17 protein-coding genes are annotated in these 15,165 nt (G+C 73.6%); 7 read left to right on the top strand and 10 right to left on the bottom strand.

Translation table 11 applies throughout. From position 1 onward, the window contains the following. Window positions 1–134 precede the first annotated feature (134 nt). Entirely contained in the window at window positions 135–1,811 is a 1,677-nt protein-coding gene (locus AB0F71_RS00540; protein ID WP_360225920.1) for an RICIN domain-containing protein, read from the bottom strand. 283 nt (window positions 1,812–2,094) lie between these two features. Continuing rightward, complete coding sequence (locus AB0F71_RS00535) at window positions 2,095–2,334, bottom strand: chaplin (protein ID WP_360225917.1); 240 nt, start codon at window positions 2,332–2,334, stop codon at window positions 2,095–2,097. Between the two features lie 570 nt (window positions 2,335–2,904). On the opposite strand from AB0F71_RS00535, the gene AB0F71_RS00530 reads away from it, so the two are divergent. The 3 genes from AB0F71_RS00530 to AB0F71_RS00520 all read left to right on the top strand — a co-directional run bounded on the left by AB0F71_RS00530 (window position 2,905) and on the right by AB0F71_RS00520 (window position 4,057). Then, window positions 2,905–3,147, top strand: a complete 243-nt coding sequence (locus AB0F71_RS00530; RefSeq protein WP_360225914.1) for a chaplin — start codon at window positions 2,905–2,907, stop codon at window positions 3,145–3,147. Between the two features lie 110 nt (window positions 3,148–3,257). Then, window positions 3,258–3,527: a chaplin gene (locus tag AB0F71_RS00525; RefSeq protein WP_360225911.1), complete on the top strand. Its 270-nt coding sequence runs from the start codon at window positions 3,258–3,260 to the stop codon at window positions 3,525–3,527. 149 nt (window positions 3,528–3,676) lie between these two features. Beyond that, a complete protein-coding gene (locus AB0F71_RS00520) occupies window positions 3,677–4,057 on the top strand; it encodes a hypothetical protein (protein ID WP_360225908.1) in 381 nt (126 codons plus the stop codon). Between the two features lie 145 nt (window positions 4,058–4,202). Here AB0F71_RS00520 and AB0F71_RS00515 read toward each other — a convergent pair whose 3' ends face one another. Further along, the gene (locus AB0F71_RS00515; protein ID WP_360225905.1) at window positions 4,203–4,910 is read right to left on the bottom strand and encodes a hypothetical protein; all 708 of its coding nucleotides are present in this window, start codon (window positions 4,908–4,910) and stop codon (window positions 4,203–4,205) included. Between the two features lie 280 nt (window positions 4,911–5,190). Between AB0F71_RS00515 and AB0F71_RS00510 the strand changes: the two genes are divergently transcribed. From AB0F71_RS00510 to AB0F71_RS00500, 3 genes are all read left to right on the top strand, one after another. Beyond that, the gene (locus tag AB0F71_RS00510; protein WP_360225902.1) at window positions 5,191–5,535 is read left to right on the top strand and encodes a rodlet layer protein; all 345 of its coding nucleotides are present in this window, start codon (window positions 5,191–5,193) and stop codon (window positions 5,533–5,535) included. Window positions 5,536–5,618: 83 nt separating this feature from the next. Beyond that, window positions 5,619–5,963, top strand: a complete 345-nt coding sequence (locus AB0F71_RS00505) for a rodlet layer protein (RefSeq protein WP_329929037.1) — start codon at window positions 5,619–5,621, stop codon at window positions 5,961–5,963. 134 nt (window positions 5,964–6,097) lie between these two features. After that, window positions 6,098–6,364: a hypothetical protein gene (locus tag AB0F71_RS00500; protein WP_360225899.1), complete on the top strand. Its 267-nt coding sequence runs from the start codon at window positions 6,098–6,100 to the stop codon at window positions 6,362–6,364. Window positions 6,365–6,425: 61 nt separating this feature from the next. On the opposite strand, the gene hemB is transcribed toward AB0F71_RS00500, so the two are convergent. From hemB to AB0F71_RS00465, 7 genes are all read right to left on the bottom strand, one after another. Beyond that, window positions 6,426–7,412, bottom strand: coding sequence for a porphobilinogen synthase (gene hemB, locus AB0F71_RS00495; RefSeq protein ID WP_360225896.1), 987 nt, complete (start codon window positions 7,410–7,412; stop codon window positions 6,426–6,428). 72 nt (window positions 7,413–7,484) lie between these two features. Then, the gene (locus AB0F71_RS00490) at window positions 7,485–9,131 is read right to left on the bottom strand and encodes a bifunctional uroporphyrinogen-III C-methyltransferase/uroporphyrinogen-III synthase (protein ID WP_360225893.1); all 1,647 of its coding nucleotides are present in this window, start codon (window positions 9,129–9,131) and stop codon (window positions 7,485–7,487) included. Next, window positions 9,128–10,132: a hydroxymethylbilane synthase gene (gene hemC / locus AB0F71_RS00485; RefSeq protein WP_360225890.1), complete on the bottom strand. Its 1,005-nt coding sequence runs from the start codon at window positions 10,130–10,132 to the stop codon at window positions 9,128–9,130. The genes AB0F71_RS00490 and hemC overlap by 4 nt, the downstream gene beginning before the upstream one ends. A 41-nt stretch (window positions 10,133–10,173) precedes the next feature. Next, on the bottom strand, window positions 10,174–11,514 hold the full coding sequence (locus AB0F71_RS00480; RefSeq protein ID WP_360225887.1) for a glutamyl-tRNA reductase: 1,341 nt from the start codon (window positions 11,512–11,514) through the stop codon (window positions 10,174–10,176). A 25-nt stretch (window positions 11,515–11,539) separates the two neighbouring features. Then, entirely contained in the window at window positions 11,540–12,436 is an 897-nt protein-coding gene (locus tag AB0F71_RS00475; protein ID WP_360227631.1) for a redox-sensing transcriptional repressor Rex, read from the bottom strand. Window positions 12,437–12,543: 107 nt separating this feature from the next. Then, window positions 12,544–13,278, bottom strand: a complete 735-nt coding sequence (locus AB0F71_RS00470) for a 3'-5' exonuclease (RefSeq protein ID WP_360225884.1) — start codon at window positions 13,276–13,278, stop codon at window positions 12,544–12,546. 163 nt (window positions 13,279–13,441) lie between these two features. After that, window positions 13,442–13,717, bottom strand: coding sequence for a glutaredoxin family protein (locus AB0F71_RS00465; RefSeq protein ID WP_360225881.1), 276 nt, complete (start codon window positions 13,715–13,717; stop codon window positions 13,442–13,444). Between the two features lie 120 nt (window positions 13,718–13,837). On the opposite strand from AB0F71_RS00465, the gene AB0F71_RS00460 reads away from it, so the two are divergent. Beyond that, window positions 13,838–14,905 carry an HAD-IB family hydrolase gene (locus AB0F71_RS00460; RefSeq protein WP_360225878.1) on the top strand — a complete coding sequence of 356 codons (1,068 nt, stop codon included), beginning with the start codon at window positions 13,838–13,840 and terminating at the stop codon, window positions 14,903–14,905. The last annotated feature ends 260 nt before the right edge of the window (window positions 14,906–15,165 follow it).

Genomic DNA, 15,165 nt, shown 5'->3' with positions numbered 1-15,165 from the left:
TTCCGGAGAGCCTACGGCACGCCCCCACGCCCCGCCCCGCCCCCGCCCGGCCCGGAAAACCCGTGGCGCCCGACCGTCGCCGCCCGGTTGGGGGCGGCGACGGCCTGAGGTCAGGGGTGGGCGCGGGCCTCGGCTCAGCTGTGGAGGTAGACGATGCCGAGCTTGGTGAGCTGCCAGAGCTGGGCAGGGGCGCCGGTGTCGGTGGCGAGTTCGACGTAGGGGTTGCCCTTGGCGTCGAGGGTGGTGCCGGCCGCCAGGACCTTGGTCGGGTCCGCCGAGTCGGCGATCTTGTAGCTGCCGTTGCCGGCCGGCGTGAACACCCAGTGCTGGTTGGCACCGCCGTTGCAGCCCCACTGCTGGATCCGGGTGCCTGGCGCGGTGGAGGCCGCGTTGGCGTCCAGGCACATGCCGCGGTTGCCGCTGAAGTCCAGCTCGTAGCTGCCGCCGGCCTTCGCCTCCAGGACGAAGGACTGGTTCAGCCCGCCGGTCGCCGGGTAGCTGATGGCGGCCCGGCCGTTGGTGGAGTCGCCGTAGCTGCCGCCGCCGCTGAGGTCCAGGGCGTTGCCGGTGGCCGCGTTGGTGAGCTGGTACCAGGAGCCGTCCTCGGGGGTGTCGCCGAAGGGCTTGCCGGGGGTGAGCGGCTGGATCGAGGTGGTGTTCTGCTGGTTGAGCGTGCAGTACGCCTCCGCCTGGTCGGGCCGGGCGAAGAACTGGCCGAGGCAGACGCCCTCACCGCGGTAGCCGGCCACCCGCAGGTGGTACGACTGGCGGACCATGTTCATGCACAGCCCGGGGATGCCGATCTGCGAGTCACAGCCGTTGCGGGTCCACTCGGAGAGGTTGATGACGTCCCCGTTGCTGTACTCGTACGGCGAACTCGTCCACTCCGCGCACACCTCGTGCCCGAAGGCGACCCTCCGCTGGTCCAAGTACCGTACGCCGGGCACCTGTTCGGCCGCGCCGCGGAGCGCGTCGCTGAACGTGGGGACCACCCAGTCGTGGCCCCAGGCGAGGTCCTCGGGGAAGGCCGGGCAGCCGTCGGCGATCTTGCCGAGGTAGTCGTTGCGCCGGATGTCCGGGGTGATCGGGTTGAAGTACGACTGGTAGACCAGCTGGTACGAGGAGTCGGCGTAGCCGGCCCGGCGCATGGTCTGCCGGATGTTCTGCAGCGCCGCGACCACCTTGGGCTGGACCGCCTTGGCCCGGCGGCGGATCTCGTCGCTGCCGATGGTGTCCCGGCAGCCCTGGTCCTTGGGGATCGGGAAGTACTGCGCGAGGCAGTGCATCATGATGCCGCTGAAGTCGAAGTCGTCGTTGGCGCCGATGGTGACGACGACCATCTTGACGTCGTACTTGGCCGCCGTGTCGGCGAGTTTGACGTCCTGTTTGGGCTCGCCGTAGTCGCCGCTGCCGCCACCGGTGATCTTGGCCAGTTCGGGGTCGCTGACCAGGTCGCCGGTCTGGGCGCCGGAGCAGGCCAGGTCGATCGGGGTGACCCCGGGGATGTCGGTGACGAAGATCTCCGACTTGGGGTGCCGGTGGCAGTAGTTGGTGGGGGTGTCGGTCTCCGGGAAGTAGCCGTCGCCGGTGTCGGTGCCGGCGCCCTCCCCGGAGATGGCGCTGTCGCCGAGGGCGACGATGGCGGCCGGGCGGGTGGGGGCCGGGGCGGGGGCCGGGGCGCTGTCGGCGAGCGCGGCGGGGGCGCCGGCCAGGCCGAGGGCGGCGACGAGGACGCCGGTGGCGAGCAGCGCGGCGGACCGGGACGAGCCCGTTCGCGCTCGCCGCGCAGCGGACGTGCGGAACCTGATCACACGCGACTCCTTGCGGGGGTGGGGGCCGCCGGGCCTGGGGTGCCGGGCGGTGCGGGGCAAGAGAGGTGCCGAAAAGGTGAGCAGGTCTCACATTCTAGGTACTGACAAGTAGTACAACAAGGCTCGTGACAGCACCGGGAACCCGGCCCCGGAACGGCGGCCCCACGGGCGGGCCCGCGCGGACGCGGCAGAACACGAGCGGACGCGCGAAAAGAGCCGCCGTTCCGCGCCCCAGGAGGGAAGCGCGGAACGGCGGCTCTCACCGGCCGAACCGGGGGTGGGTTCAGCCCAGGTTGGCGCAGTGGTTGCCGAACGCCGGGTTCAGCAGGCCGATCACGTCGACGCTGTTGCCGCACAGGTTGACCGGGATGTGAACCGGAACCTGGATCTGGTTGCCCGAGATGACACCGGGGGAACCGGCGGCAACACCCTCGGCGCCGGAGCTGGCCATGGCGGTGCCGGCGCCGGCGGCCACGATGCCCACCACGGCCGCGCCGACGGCGGCGGTCTTCTTGATGCTCATGTGAGCCTCCTGACTGTTCATACAGAGATGCACGGGGAGTGCGACATCTAGAACGAGACCCGTCCGGACCGGTTGCGAGGGTGCCCGCACTGTCACCCGTCCGGCCCAATCCGGCCGCCGAGCGGCATTCGGGTGATCACCGGACCGGACCGTTTCCCCGCGCGCGTTGCCTCGTTCTCCCTCACGAAGACGATCCATCAGGCCCTGCTCAACGAATCGAGTACCGCCCATGCACAGCTCGCCCACGGCCACGTCGGCACCGCGGCCCACGGCGGGCCGGTCGACGTGGCGGGCCCCCCAGAGCCCGGCGTTCGGCGACACCGCCTGAACGCCTGACCGGGAATTCCTGGTCGCACCTCTGTCCGGACCGTTCCCGGCCGTGCGGGAAATGTTCGCGAGGTGCCGGAAGAACGCGGCGGCTGCGTCGACGCCCGAGCCACGGGCGCAACACGCCGGTGTGCGCCGCCGGAGTGACATTCACGGCAATCCCTGAACCCTTCGGGTGAGTATTCGTGCTCGCCCGTTTCCCGACATTTCCCTTCCGTCGGGGCAGAAATCGGAGGAACAGACATGCGTAACCTCAAGAAGGCCGCCGCCCTGTCGCTGGCCGCCACCGGCCTGGTGCTCGGTGCCGCGGGCGGCGCGTTCGCCAGCTCGGGCGCCGAGGGCGTGGCCGCCGGCTCCCCCGGCGTGCTCTCCGGCAACCAGATCCAGATCCCGGTGCACATCCCGGTCAACGTCTGCGGCAACAGCATCAACGTGATCGGCCTGCTGAACCCGGCGTTCGGCAACTCCTGCGCCAACGTCGGCTGAACCCGCGGTCGCCGACCCGGCGACAGCTGATTCACCCGAGCCCGTGCCGCGCCCCGCAGCGCCGGGGCACGGCACGCTCCACCCGTGTGTGATCGAGGAGATCAACCCCCATGCAGAACGTCAAGAAGGTCGCCGTCCTCTCCGCCGCCGCTGCCGGCCTGGTGCTCGGCGCGGCTGGCTCCGCCGCCGCCAGCTCGGGCGCCGAGGGCGTGGCCGCCGGTTCCCCCGGTGTCGTCTCCGGCAACCAGATCCAGGTCCCGGTGCACGTGCCGATCAACCTGTGCGGCAACACCATCAACGTGATCGGCCTGCTGAACCCGGCCTTCGGCAACAGCTGCGCCAACGTGGACATGCACCCGAAGCCCGCGGACGACTGCTGATCCCCGATCGGCACGCGTTTCGGCCGTACTGCCCCCCGACCAGCCGGCCGGGGGGCAGTTCGCTTTCTCCGGACGGGACGTCCGGAAGCTCAGGGCCCGTCCCTCGGGTTTCGCCGGGCCGGGCCCCACTCCACCGAAGGGTGAACCGCATGGTTTCGAAGAAGGGCGGGGCCGGGCTGGCCGCCGCCGTGGGCGCCGCGGTGCTGCTCGGCGCCGGTTCTGCGCAGGCCGCTCCCGCCGCGGGGCAGCAGCCCGCCGCCGGCCCGGCCACGCTGGCGAAGACCGACGTCGGGCAGGCACTGAACGGGACGACGGCCGGCCTCGGCTACGGCGTCGCGCCGATCAAGAGCCTGCGCCTGGACCCGTGGGCCAACTCCTCGGCCGACGTGCTCAACAACGGTGCGACCGTCCAGCCGGACCAGGGCCTGGCCCCGGTGGGCACCGGCACGCTGACCGGACCGCTGAGCGCGGGCGGCGGGGTCAAGGACCTCCCGCTGGTCGGCGGGCTCTCCGGCGTCCTGCCGGGCTGACCGCGGACGCGCCGGAGCCCGGCACCCCTGGCCACCAGGAGGGGTGCCGGGCTCCGGCGCGTCGGGCGGGAGCTCGGAGCCCTGCTCAGCGCTGGGCTCGGAGCCGGGCTCTGAGCCGGGCTCTGAGCCGGGCTCGGGACCGGGCTCAGAGCTGGGTGAGGTCGGCCAGGCCGCTCTGCTGGACGAGGCCGGTGGCGGTCGAGGTCGCCGTACCGGTCGCGTCGGTCTGCCGCAGGACGCCGGTGGCGGTGGCCGTGGTGGTGTTGGCCAGGTCGTTCACCTCGTCGGTGACGGAGAGCCGGCGCTCGTCGCCGCCCAGGCTCGCGGTGGCCCCGGGGACGGTCTGCACGGCGCCGGGCACCAGCCGCGGGTCCACCTCGTCCACCCGGATCCGGCCGTCGGCCAGCTGGCCGGTGCCGTCGTGCACCAGGGAGAGCGGCTTGCCCACGTCCAGGCCGGGGGTCCTGGCCTGGAGCGGCGCGGCCGGGGCCTCCAGCAGCACCTGGCCGAGGTCGGCGCCCTGGTCGACCAGCGGCAGCGGCAGCTGGGCCTTGGCGCTCGGGCCGACCTTGCCGGTGGCCAGCTGGGGCACCAGGTGGTCCGGGAGCAGCCCGTTGTCGGTGGTCCGGCCGGCCACCGGCGGCATGACCAGCGAGGTGGGAATGCCGGCCGTGACGTGGCTGCCCAGCGGGGTGAGCGGCACGTCCGCCGGGACCTGCTGGGTGGCCAGCTTGTCCTCCAGGGCTCCGACCTGGTCGGGGCTTACCGGGGCGGCGGAGGCCGCTCCCTGGGAGGCGAGCACGCCCGCACCGACCGCCAGCAGCATCGCGCCGGCCCGCTTGGAGAACTTCATGCTTTTCACCGTTCCTTCGAGGAGGGCTGCGGGGCCGCAGCCGGAAAGCAATCTGCGCAACGAGTGACCAGGAGTTCGGATTGCGGGCGTTAGCCGATTCGGCCTAATAATCCGACCGGAAACCACCCCCGGACGCGCCTCCCGGACTCTTTTCAAAAATCCCCGTAACCTTCCGTGCCGTCATTCTTTGATCTGGACGTCAGTGACTGCAGACCGGGTCTGAGCGTTCGACGCGTTGCTACGCACGGAAACCGAAAGCATTTCAGAGAGGGATCTCCCCATGATCCAGAAGTCCTTCGCCGCCGCCGGCCTGGCCGTCGCCGCGCTCGCCGGTGCCGCCGCTCCCGCTTCGGCCATCGGTGACGCGGACGGCGCGGCCGCCTCCATCGAGGGCAACGGCGGCACCAACTTCACCGGGACGGTCGGGAACAACAGCCCGAACTTCCACTTCCTGGACAACGCGAACATCTGCCTCCCCGAGGTCCACAACATCGCCGTCGGTGTTCTCGGTGTGGCCGTCCCGGTCGAGGTCCCGATCGCCAACAGCGGTGGCAAGCAGTACTGCACCCAGGGCCAGGGCACCCAGAGCCACGGCGACGCGGGCGTGTCCCACCTGGTCGGCTGACGCTCCCCCAGCCCACCTCCGCACCACCCCCCTGAACCACCCTCGAATCGCTCCCCGATTCACCCTTGAGAGGAAAACCGGAAATGATCAAGAAGTCCCTCGCCGCCGCCGGCCTGGCCGCCGCCGCCATCGCGATGTCCGCCGGCTCGGCTTCCGCCATCGTCGACTCGGACGGCGCCGCCACCTCCGTCCAGGGCAACGGCGGCACCAACCAGACCGGCACCCACGGCAACGGCAGCCCGAACTTCCACACCCTGGACAACGCGAACGTCTGCCTGCCGGAGGTCCACAACATCGCCGTCGCCGTCATCGGCGTCGCGGTTCCGGTCGAGGTGCCCGTCCTGAACAGCACCCCGAAGCAGATCTGCAACGTCGGCCAGAACACCCAGTCCTCGGGCGACGCGGGTGTCTCGCACCTGATCGGCTGATCAAGGGGCACGGCACGGACGGAGGGCCCGGGGAGGAAGAGCTCCCCGGGCCCTCCGGGCTTCATCGACAAGAGTCGCAGCACCAGTCAGAGGACGGGCGCCCGCGGGGGCGCCCCCACAGAGAGGGCAGATCCATGAAGAGCACGCTGGCCAAGGCCGCCCTGACCGCCACCGCCGCGCTCGCGCTCGCCGGTGCCGCCACCCCGGCGTTCGCCCACGTCGGCCTGGTGGGCGGCGGCGGCATCGTCGCCTCCGGTGAGCAGCCGTTCGTGGCCGGTGGGGGCTTCGGCGTCGGCCACACCACCAACGTCGTCGCCGGCGGCTTCGTCGGCGGTGCCGCCACCGCGACCGACCTGGTCGGCGGCGGCGAGGGCTTCGCGCACATCAACGGCTGGAAGTAGTGACGAGGAAGGCCGGGCCGCTCCCCGCGGGGGGAACGGCCCGGCCTTCCGCCGTACGGGCTCAGCCCTGCTTGAGCATCGCGGCGGCCTCGACCGCCCAGTAGGTGAGGATCTGCTCGGCACCGGCCCGGCGCAGCGAGGTGAGCGTCTCCATGATCATCCGCTCCCGGTCGATCCAGCCGTTCGCGGCGGCCGCCTCGACCATCGCGTACTCGCCGGACACCTGGTACGCGGAGACCGGCACCGGGGAGGCGTCGGCGACCTGGCGCAGGATGTCCAGGTAGGCCATGGCCGGCTTGACCATCACCATGTCCGCGCCCTCGGCGAGGTCCAACTCCAGCTCGCGCAGCGCCTCGCGAGCGTTGGCCGGGTCCTGCTGGTAGGCCTTGCGGTCGCCCTTGAGCGAGGAGCCGACCGCCTCGCGGAACGGGCCGTAGAAGGCCGAGGCGTACTTGGCGGTGTAGGCGAGGATGCCGGTGTCCTGGTGCCCGGCCTCGTCCAACGCCCGCCGGACCACGGCGATCTGACCGTCCATCATGCCGGACGGGCCGACCAGGTGGACGCCCGCGTCGGCCTGCACCCGGGCCATCTCGGCGTAGCGCTCCAGGGTGGCGTCGTTGTCCACGCTGCCGTCGGCGGCCAGCACGCCGCAGTGGCCGTGGTCGGTGTACTCGTCCAGGCAGAGGTCGGACATGACCACCAGGGAGTCGCCGACCTCGGCGACCACGTCCCGGATCGCCTGCTGGAGGATGCCGTCCGGGTTGGTGCCCTCGCTGCCGGTCGCGTCCTGCACGAGCGGGACGCCGAACAGCATGACGCCGCCCAGCCCGGCCTCGGCCGCCTCGACGACGGCCTTGCGCAGGGTGTCGCGGGTGTGCTGGACCACACCCGGCATCGAGGTGACCGGGACGGGCTCGCTGACGCCCTCGCGGACGAACAGCGGCAGGATCAGCTCCGCCGGGTGCAGCCGGGTCTCGGCGACCAGCCGGCGCATCGCCGGGCTCTGCCGCAGTCGACGGGGGCGAACGTACGGGAATTCAGCGGACACGGCTTCTCTCTCCGAACGGTTGTGCAGTGCCGGGGGCGACCAACCGCCGCCCCCAGCAGCATGGTTGAGGGCTCAGCGGGCCTTGCGGCGGGATCCCGGACGGCGCTCGCTGGGCCGGTAGACCGGCTCGCCCGCGGCCGTCGCGGTGTCCCGGCGCTTGGCCCCGAAGTCTGCCAGCGCCTGGGCCAGCGCGGCCGCCGACGGCGCCGGGGCCATCACGTCGACCCGCAGGCCGTGCTCCTCGGCGGTCTTGGCGGTGGCCGGGCCGATGCAGGCGATGACCGTGACGTTGTGCGGCTTGCCGGCGATGCCGACCAGGTTCCGCACGGTCGAGGACGAGGTGAACAGCACCGCGTCGAAGCCGCCGCCCTTGATCGCCTCGCGGGTCTCGGCCGGCGGCGGCGAGGCGCGCACCGTCCGGTACGCCGTCACGTCGTCGACCTCCCAGCCGAGCTCGACCAGGCCGGCGACCAGGGTCTCGGTGGCGATGTCGGCGCGCGGCAGCAGCACCCGGTCGATCGGGTCGAAGACCGGGTCGTACGGCGGCCAGTCCTCCAGCAGCCCGGCCGCGGACTGCTCCCCGGAGGGCACCAGGTCCGGCTTCACGCCGAAGTCCACCAGGGCCTGGGCGGTGGTCTCGCCGACCGCCGCGACCTTGATCCCGGCGAACGCGCGGGCGTCCAGGCCGTACTCCTCGAACTTCTCCCGGACGGCGCGGACGGCGTTCACCGAGGTGAAGGCGATCCACTCGTAGCGTCCGGTGACCAGGCCCTTGATGGCCCGCTCCATCTGCTGCGGGGTGCGCGGCGGCTCCACCGCGATGGTCGGCACCTCCTGCGGCACCGCGCCGTACGAGCGCAGCTGCTCGGACAGGCCGTGGGCCTGCTCCTTGGTGCGCGGCACCAGGACGTTCCAGCCGAACAGCGGCTTGGTCTCGAACCAGGAGTGCGAGGCCCGGTGGGCGACCTGCTCGCCCACCACGGCTATCACCGAGGTCGCCGGGTCCACCGGGGCGGAGACCGGCGAGGGCAGCACCCGGGCGACCTTGAGGTCGGCCGCGATGGTGGCCAGCGTGGAGGTGAAGGTCCGCTGGCGGGTGGTGGTGCCGGACAGCGTGGCGCTCAGCGCCGAGTCCGGCTTGCGGCCGTTGGAGACCAGCGCGCTCGCGGTGGCCGGCAGCTGGCCCAGGGTGGTGCGGACCACCAGGGTGGTCTCCGGCGCGCCCAGGTCGACCGGGGCGCCGGACAGCAGCTGGCCGCCGTCCACGAAGCGGACGTCGGTGCCGGCCGCGCCGCGCAGCGGGACGCCCGCGTAGGCCGGGACGCCGACCGACTGGGCGACGCCCGGGATCACCTCGAAGGGGATCCCGTCGCCCGCGCAGCTGAGCATCTCCTCGGCGGCGCAGCCGTCCAGGCCCGGGTCGCCGTCGACGGTGCGGACCACGTGCTTGCCGGCCCGGACGGCCTCGGCGACCAGCTTGGCCAGGTCGAAGTCGGCGCCCTCGGCGGCCGGGGCGTGCACCTGCACGCCGGCCGGACAGTGGGTGCGCACGGCGGCCGCGGTCAGCGGGTCGGCGACCAGGACGTCGGCCGAGGACAGCACCTCGACCGCGCGCAGGGTCAGCAGCCCCGGGTCCCCGGGACCGGCTCCCAGGAAGGTGCACCGTCCGGTGGGCCGGCCGGCCGGGAAGAGGGCGTCGGTGGCGGCGGTGGGGCTCATCGGGCTCGCTCCCCCATCAGGGTGGCCGCGCCCGCGTCGAGCAGCCGGGCGGCCAGGGCGTGGCCGAGGGCCCGCGCCTGCTGCTCGGCGGTCTCGTCGAGGACGATCGGACCGTTGGCGGACATCTTCAGCAGGGCGGTGCCGTCGGGATCGCCGACCACGCCGTCCAGCCGCAGTTCGTACTCCCGGCCCCAGGTGGCCAGTGCGGCCACCGGAGCCGAGCAGCCGGCCTCCAGGGTGGCCAGCAGGGCGCGCTCGGCGGCCACGGCGACCCTGGTGGGGGCGTGGTCCAGCGCGGCGAGCGCGGCGGTCAGCTCCGTGTCGGCGGCGGCGCACTCGATCGCGAGCGCGCCCTGGCCGGGGGCCGGGATCATCAGCTCGGGGTCGAGGTGCTGGGAGATCTCCGCGCTGCGGCCGAGCCGGTTGAGGCCGGCCGTGGCCAGCACCACGGCGTCCAGCTCGCCGGCGGTCACGTAACCGATCCGGGTGTCCACGTTGCCGCGGATCGGGACGGTCTCCAGCTGGGCGCCGCGGGCCCGGGCCCAGGCGTTCAGCTGGGCCATCCGGCGCGGCGAGCCGGTGCCGATCCGGGCCGGGCGGCCGGCTCCGGCCAGCTTCTCCACCAGCTCGTCCAGGGCCAGGCCCTCGGCCGCGACCAGGGCGTCCCGGACGTCCTCGCGGGCGGGGACGGCGGCCAGCGCCAGGCCCTCGGGCGCGGCGGTGGGCAGGTCCTTGAGCGAGTGCACGGCGAAGTCGATCCGGCCCTCCAGCAGGGCGTCCCGCAGTGCGGAGACGAACACGCCGGTGCCGCCGATCTGGGCGAGCGCCTCCCGCGAGGTGTCGCCGTAGGTGGTGATCTCGACCAGCTCGACGGGGCGGCCGGTGAGCCTGGTCACCTCGCGGGCGACCATGCCCGACTGGGCCATGGCGAGCGGGCTGCGCCGGGTGCCGAGCCGCAGGGCGGCGTCCGGAGCCTGCTCGGTGAGCGGTTGACCATTCATGAGGTGATCGTCCCGGTGGTACTCGTGGGATGGCTGACGGTTCATCTGGTGCCCCCGGCCGAAGGCTGGGAACGGCCGCCGACGGGCGTACCCGAAACGGCGTGCACGGCCGCCGGGTCGAGGTCGAACAGCTCGCGCAGGGCGTCCGCGTAGGACGCGCCGCCGGGCTCGGCGGCCAGCTGCTTCACCCGGACGGTCGGGGCGTGCAGCAGCTTGTCGACGACGCGGCGGACGGTCTGGGTGATCTCGGCGCGGGAGCGCTCGTCCAGGTCGGGCAGCCGGGAGTCCAGCCGGCCCAGCTCGGCGGCGACCACGTCGGAGGCCATCGCCCGCAGCGCGACCACGGTCGGCGCGATCCGGGCGGCCCGCTGGGCGGCGCCGAAGGCCGTCACCTCGTCGGAGACGATCCGGGTGACCTCGTCGACGTCGCCGGCGCCGGGGCTGGCGGCGTGCGCGTGGGAGAGGCTCTCCAGGTCGACCAGCAGGGCGCCGTCCAGCTCGTGCACGGCGTGGTCGACGTCGCGCGGCATGGCGAGGTCGAGCAGCGCCAGCGGCTCGGGGGCGGTGCGCACGGCGACCGCGGCGGCGACGTCCTCGGCCCGGACCACCACGCCGGCCGCGCCGGTGCAGGAGATCACCAGGTCGACGTCGGCCAGCGCCTGCGGCACCTTGTCGAGGTCCAGGGTGCGGGCCACGTCCGGTCCGAGGATCTCCACCAGGCGCTCGGCGCGGGCCGGCGTGCGGTTGGCGATCAGCAGGTCGGTGACCCCGGAGCGGACCAGGGTGGCGGCGGCCAGCGAGCTCATCGAGCCGGCCCCGACCACCAGCGCGCGCTTGCCGGCGATCTCGCCCGCGCCCGCGGCGACCTGCTCCAGGCCGAAGGTGACCAGCGACTGGCCGGCCTTGTCGATCCCGGTCTCGCTGTGCGCCCGCTTGCCGACCCGCAGGGCCTGCTGGAACAGCTCGTTCAGGCCGCGCCCGGCGGTGTGCTCCTCCTGGGCCTTGGCCAGCGCGTCGCGCAGCTGGCCGAGGATCTGGCCCTCGCCGACCACCATCGAGTCCAGGCCGCAGGCCACCGAGAACAGGTGGTGGACGGCGCGGTCCTCGTAGTGGACGTACAGGTGGGAGGTCAGCTCCTCCAGGTCCACCCCGCTGTGGTGGGCGAGCAGCAGCGACAGCTCGGCGACGCCGCCGTGGAACTTGTCCACGTCCGCGTACAGCTCGATCCGGTTGCAGGTGTTCAGCAGGGCGGCCTCGGCGACGGTCGAGGACGCGGCCGCGTCGTGCAGCAGCCGGGTCGGGACCTCGCCGGTCAGCGCGGCGCGCTCCAGCACGCCGACCGGTGCCGTCCGGTGGCTCAGTCCGACGACGAGAAGACTCATGCCCGCCCCCCACAGCTCTCGGTGTTCACGCCGGCATCACCGCGGACAGCTCGCCCTCGCCACCCTTGGCGGGCTTGCCCTTGGCCGACGGCTCGGCCGGCTCCTTGGCCGCCGGCTCGGTGCCGGTGCGGCCCTTGCCGCTGCCGCCGGCCGCCCGGCGCAGCTTGGCCGCGGCCGCGCGGACCGGGCCGGGGGCGCGGTCCAGCACCGACTCGGTGCGGTCGGGCTCCTCGCCGGCCTTGCGCTGCTCGTGGAAGGCGAGGATCTGCAGCTCGATGGAGAGGTCCACCTTGCGCACGTCCACGCCGTCCGGGACGGTCAGCACGGTCGGGGCGAAGTTCAGGATGCTGGTGACGCCCGCCTCGACCAGTCGGTCGCAGACCTGCTGGGCGGCGCCGGGCGGGGTGGTGATCACACCGATCGAGACGTGCTGGCTCTCGACGATCGACTCCAGCTCGTCCATGTGGCGCACCGGCAGTCCGGCCGCGGTGGAACCGACCACGTTCGGGTCGGCGTCCAACAGGGCGGCGACCCGGAAGCCGCGGGAGGCGAACCCGCCGTAGTTGGCGAGGGCGTGGCCGAGGTTCCCGATGCCGACGATGACGACCGGCCAGTCCTGGGTCAGGCCCAGCTCGCGGGAGATCTGGTAGACGAGGTACTCGACGTCGTAGCCGACGCCCCGGGTGCCGTAGGAGCCGAGGTAGGAGAAGTCCTTGCGCAGCTTGGCCGAGTTCACTCCGGCCGCGGCGGCCAGCTCCTCGGAGGAGACGGTCGGCACCGAGCGCTCGGAGAGCGCGGTGAGGGCCCGCAGGTAGAGGGGGAGGCGGGCGACGGTCGCCTCCGGGATGCCCCGGGCACGCGCGGGTCGGCGCGCGGCGCCCTGGTCGGGCGTCTGCGAACTGCTCTGTGGTGATCGGCCGATTGCCACGGTGCTCCTGTGGGTGAAGCTGGGCTTTGGCAGCCAGGCTAAGCGTTTGTGAACGTGTGCACAAAGATGGTGTCCGATTTGTCCCGGCACAGTGACACGCATCACGCCGATGAGCTCATAGCACCGGCCTGCGTCAGGACCACTTCCGGGGCCTGGGCGCCGGGCAGCCAGGGGCCGTACGGCGCCTCCCGGCGCAGTAGTGGCACGGTACCGCCGGACGGCCGGGAACGGGCCCGGCCCAGCCGCGGCCAGGGCACCCGGGCGGCCTCGCGCAGCGGCCCGGTCCAGTCGTCCGGCGGGCAGGACGGGACGCCCGCGCAGTGCCGCAGCAGTTCCGCCGTCACCCGGGCGTCGCCCAGCGCGGTGTGCGCCGGGAACCAGCCCAGCCCGGCCGCCTCCGCGCAGGCCGCCAGGCCCTGCCCGCGGGCCTCCGGCAGGTGGGCGCCGGCCAGCCGCATCGTGCACAGCAGGGGGACGGGCGGCAGCGGCACCCCGATCCGGGCGAACTCGCGCTCCAGGAAGGCGTGGTCACAGCTGACGTGGTGACCGACCAGCACCCGGCCGGCCAGCAGCTCCAGCAGCCGGGGGGCGATCTCCCGGAAGCGGGGCGCACCCTCGATGTCGGCCTGGCGTATCCGGTGCACATGGGTCGGGCCGACCGGGCCCAGCGGGTCCAGCAGGGTGGCGAACTCGCCCTCGGGGCGGAGCCGCTCGTCCAGCAGCACCACCGCGACCTCGACCACCCGGTGCCGCCACGGACTGCGGCCGGTCGCCTCCACGTCCACCACGGCGAAGCCCGGGGCTGCGGGCAGCGCGGGGGTCGGACGGGGAAGCATGGCGGCACTCCTCGTGTGCTCAGCCCCCCACGGGCGCAAACGCGTTCGATCGTAAGCCGACCGAGGCGCCCGGCCCCACGCCGGAACGGAGTGTCTTCGGCAACGATTCGGCGAAGCTCCCCCGCCGGTCGGCGGGGGAGGTGGTGCACGCACGGGCCCTTCCTCAGCCGCCCAGGGCCTTGCGCAGGCGCTTCTCGTCGACCCGCCAGAAGTCGTGCTGGCGGCCGTCGACCAGGGTGACCGGGATCTGCTCCCAGTAGCGGCGGTACAGCTCCTCGTCCCGGGTGATGTCCTGCTCCTCGAAGGCCGCGCCCAGCTCCGCCGCCACCCGGACGATCACCTCCCGGGCCTCGTCGCACAGGTGGCAGCCGGGCTTGCCGACCAGGGTCACGGTACGGGCCGCCGGCTCGGGGCTCTTGCGTCGCAGCAGTGGGCTCACCTGCTCATTGTCGTCCACCCGCCCGCCCGCCTCCGGGGCGGTGGCCGCCCGGCAGCTGTTCACCGCACGGGCACGGCTCCGTCACGGCCGCTCCCCGCCCGGCTGGCTATGCTCGGTGGCATGGCCGTGCTCCGAAGGCTCACCAAGGCGAGACGCTCCACCACCGAGCGGAGCGCCCTGGCGGGCGAGGCCGCGGCAGCGGCGGCCGAGGCCGCGCTGCGCGCCGAACCGCTGCTCGCCGAACCGCTGCTCGCCCCCGCGACGGACGCCCCGGCGGCCGACGCCCCGGTGGCGGAGGAACCCGGGGCGGAGGAGACCGCGGCGGCCCCCGCCACCGCAGGGAGCCAGGCACCCGCCCGACCCGGGAAGACCCCCAAGGCCCCGGCCGGGAACCACACCCCGGACCGGGACGACCCGCGCGCCGCCGCCTTCTTCGACTGCGACAACACCATCCTGCGCGGCGCCGCGATCTTCTACCTCGGCGTCGGCCTCTACCGCCACGGCTTCCTCACCCGCCGCGACATCGCCCGCTTCGCCTGGCAGCAGGCGCTCTTCCGGCTGCACGGCACCGAGGACCCGGACCACATCTCGGACGCCCGCAACACCGCGCTGGGCCTCGTGGCCGGCAAGCGCACCGCCGACCTGGAGGTGATCTGCGAGGAGGTCTTCGAGCAGGTCGTCGCCGACAAGATCTGGCCGGGCACCCGCGCCCTGGTCCAGATGCACCTGGACGCCGGCCAGCGGGTCTGGCTGGTGACCGCCGCCCCGCTGGAGGTGGCCCGGATCATCGCCCGGCGGCTCGGCATGACCGGCGCGCTGGGGACCGTCGCGGAGGCCCGGGACGGCCACTACACCGGCCGGCTGGTCGGCGACCTGCTGCACGGCCCGGCCAAGGCCGCCGCGGTGAACGCGCTGGCCCGGCGCGAGCGGCTGGACCTGGACCGCTGCGCGGCCTACAGCGACTCGGCCAACGACATCCCGATGCTCTCGCTGGTCGGCCACCCCTACGTGGTGAACCCGGACGGCGCGCTGCGGCGGCACGCCCGGGCGCAGGGGTGGCGGGTGCGCGACTTCCGGACCGGGCGCAAGGCGGCCCGGGTGGGCCTGCCGGCGGCGGCCGCGCTCGGGGTGCTGGCCGGTGCGGCGGCGGCCGGGGTGGCGCTGCGGCGCCGCCGTCGGCGCGGCTGAACTCCCGCCCCAGCCCCTCCCCGGGCCCGGTCGAACACCCGGGGGAGCCGGGCCGAACTCCGGCTGAACGTCCCGCCGTTCGGCTTCGGACGGCCGCCCACGGAACCGTTTCTGCCCCTCCCCCGTGCGAGTGAGAGGCCGTCAATCAGCGGCCTGACCTGGCCCCTCGTACGGGCGAACTCCCGGCTCCGACACGGCCGTCCGGGCCGCCCGTGCGAACTTGTCACCCGGTGACCGGTTCTGATCGTTCGCCAGGCCGG

This window comes from Kitasatospora sp. NPDC028055 (assembly GCF_040637885.1).
Lineage (GTDB): Bacteria > Actinomycetota > Actinomycetes > Streptomycetales > Streptomycetaceae > Kitasatospora.
This window is presented reverse-complemented; position numbering and strand designations above follow the sequence as displayed.

Coding starts and splice junctions, on each gene's coding strand:
- AB0F71_RS00535 (WP_360225917.1), bottom strand. CDS start 2,334: ATGAGCATCAAGAAGACCGCCGCCGTCGGCGCGGCCGTGGTGGGCATC.
- AB0F71_RS00530 (WP_360225914.1), top strand. CDS start 2,905: ATGCGTAACCTCAAGAAGGCCGCCGCCCTGTCGCTGGCCGCCACCGGC.
- AB0F71_RS00525 (WP_360225911.1), top strand. CDS start 3,258: ATGCAGAACGTCAAGAAGGTCGCCGTCCTCTCCGCCGCCGCTGCCGGC.
- AB0F71_RS00520 (WP_360225908.1), top strand. CDS start 3,677: ATGGTTTCGAAGAAGGGCGGGGCCGGGCTGGCCGCCGCCGTGGGCGCC.
- AB0F71_RS00515 (WP_360225905.1), bottom strand. CDS start 4,910: ATGAAGTTCTCCAAGCGGGCCGGCGCGATGCTGCTGGCGGTCGGTGCG.
- AB0F71_RS00510 (WP_360225902.1), top strand. CDS start 5,191: ATGATCCAGAAGTCCTTCGCCGCCGCCGGCCTGGCCGTCGCCGCGCTC.
- AB0F71_RS00505 (WP_329929037.1), top strand. CDS start 5,619: ATGATCAAGAAGTCCCTCGCCGCCGCCGGCCTGGCCGCCGCCGCCATC.
- AB0F71_RS00500 (WP_360225899.1), top strand. CDS start 6,098: ATGAAGAGCACGCTGGCCAAGGCCGCCCTGACCGCCACCGCCGCGCTC.
- AB0F71_RS00490 (WP_360225893.1), bottom strand. CDS start 9,131: ATGAGCCCCACCGCCGCCACCGACGCCCTCTTCCCGGCCGGCCGGCCC.
- hemC (WP_360225890.1), bottom strand. CDS start 10,132: ATGAATGGTCAACCGCTCACCGAGCAGGCTCCGGACGCCGCCCTGCGG.
- AB0F71_RS00480 (WP_360225887.1), bottom strand. CDS start 11,514: ATGAGTCTTCTCGTCGTCGGACTGAGCCACCGGACGGCACCGGTCGGC.
- AB0F71_RS00470 (WP_360225884.1), bottom strand. CDS start 13,278: ATGCTTCCCCGTCCGACCCCCGCGCTGCCCGCAGCCCCGGGCTTCGCC.
- AB0F71_RS00460 (WP_360225878.1), top strand. CDS start 13,838: ATGGCCGTGCTCCGAAGGCTCACCAAGGCGAGACGCTCCACCACCGAG.